Raw genomic sequence first — 1,236 nt, forward strand, 5'->3', positions numbered from 1 at the left:
GAAAAAATAAAATTAGAATTGTCAAAACTATATGTTTATATACGCTTTAGGTTTTTCTTCCGTTTTATTTGTATTGGGAGCTTTCGCTTCTATTCTTGCCAAAATGCCGAAATCTGGGAGTTGGACAATTTATATTAAATACATTTTCACTTTTGTAATGTTTCTTATTTGTTTTTATTATTTGAATATTTTATTTGGAATTTTAGGATTTAATAAAATTAGTTTTATGTTTGCCGATTTATCAATCATAATATTTGCCATAATTATTTATTTAATCAAAAAGAAAAATATTTATTTGAGTAAACTTGAAATAAAATTATTCGTTTCGGTTTTAATATTATCTTTAATCGTTGGTTCAAGTTATAGTTTTATAAAATCAAAATCGGAAAATTCGATTACTTACGAAGAGGCTTTGGAGACTTCAAAACAAAACGGAAAATATATATTAATAGATTTTTCAGCTGTTTGGTGCGCAAATTGTTTTGAGCTAAAAGAAAAAGTATTTGGCATCGAAGAATTAAAAAATATAATAGAAAATAATTTGATTCTTATAGAAGTCGATGTCGATAAAAGAAAAGATATTGCAAAAGAATTCGATATAAAATGGCTTCCTTATATTATAATTATCGATAAAGACAAAAATATTTTATATACAAAAAATTCATTTTCAAGTTTCGATAACAAAATTGCAAATGAAATAAAAGAAAATATAGAAAATTTAATTAAATAATTTTTTCTCCATTTTCAATTTTGCTTATCAAATCGACTCTTTTTGAATGCCGTCCGCCCTCGAACTTTGCTTCAATCCATTCTTTAACTATCATTTTTGCCAAATCGACTCCGACTACTCTCGCTCCGAATGCGATAATATTAGAATTATTATGTTGTTTCGACAATTTTGCCGAATAAGGCTCGGAGCAAACAGCCGCTCTTATTCCTTTGACTTTATTTGCCGCAAGCGAAATTCCAATTCCCGTTCCGCAGATTAAAACTCCGCCGTCATATTTTCCTTTGGCAACTTCGTCCGCTACTTTTTTTCCGTAAATCGGATAGTCTATGCTTTCTTTAGAATTTGTCCCAAAATCGTCCGTTTCATGTCCTAATTCTTGTAAATATTTTATTATTTCGGATTTTAATTCCACTCCCGTATGGTCGGATGCAATCGCTATTTTCATGATTTAATTCCTCTTTTATTTTTAAATTTAAATTTTTCAATATTACAAATTATAAGAAAAT

Annotated in this window: 1 protein-coding gene and 1 pseudogene; one reads left to right on the plus strand and one right to left on the minus strand. The window is 27.8% G+C overall.

What is annotated here, in order from left to right; all coding sequences use genetic code 11:
• Positions 1 to 28: 28 nt before the first annotated feature.
• Positions 29 to 730, plus strand: a pseudogene (locus EZH24_RS12100) (thioredoxin domain-containing protein); the annotation flags it as partial.
• Here the strand turns inward: EZH24_RS12100 and rpiB are convergent.
• On the minus strand, positions 723 to 1,175 hold the full coding sequence (gene rpiB, locus EZH24_RS12105; RefSeq protein ID WP_137999320.1) for a ribose 5-phosphate isomerase B: 453 nt from the start codon (positions 1,173 to 1,175) through the stop codon (positions 723 to 725). The pseudogene EZH24_RS12100 and the gene rpiB sit on opposite strands and share 8 nt — an antisense overlap.
• Positions 1,176 to 1,236: the final 61 nt, after the last annotated feature.

Source organism: Brachyspira catarrhinii (assembly GCF_005518285.1).
In the GTDB taxonomy this organism is placed as follows: Bacteria; Spirochaetota; Brachyspiria; order Brachyspirales; family Brachyspiraceae; genus Brachyspira; species Brachyspira catarrhinii.

Excerpts from the sequence above, each read along its gene's own strand:
- rpiB (WP_137999320.1), bottom strand. The coding sequence starts at position 1,175 with ATGAAAATAGCGATTGCATCCGACCATACGGGAGTGGAATTAAAATCC.